The organism is Achromobacter sp. SIMBA_011 (assembly GCF_046535435.1).
Lineage (GTDB): Bacteria > Pseudomonadota > Gammaproteobacteria > Burkholderiales > Burkholderiaceae_B > Achromobacter > Achromobacter dolens.
Genome location: NZ_JAWRWN010000980.1, coordinates 1 through 248, shown reverse-complemented (window position 1 = coordinate 248; position 248 = coordinate 1). Strand labels below are relative to the sequence as shown.

Below are 248 nucleotides of genomic sequence, written 5' to 3'. Positions count from 1 at the left end.
CTGGATCTGGCGCGATGCGAACGGCAACGGCCGGCTCGACGCCGATGAATTCACGATCAACACGACCGGCAAGGCGAAGGCGGGCGGCTGGGGCTGGTGGGTCGACACCAAGGGCGACATCTGGCGCACGAGCGACGTGCGCGGCATCCATCGTTTCGCTTATGGCGGCGTCGACAAGGCCGGCAACCCGATCTATTCGTACGACAAGGTCACGACCTATCCGATGCCGCAGCCGTTCACGCAGCTGC

Annotated in this window: 1 pseudogene; it reads left to right on the top strand. The window is 64.9% G+C overall.

Features of this window, described 5'->3' with window-relative positions:
- A pseudogene (locus SB816_RS33930) lies at positions 1-248 on the top strand (hypothetical protein); the annotation flags it as partial.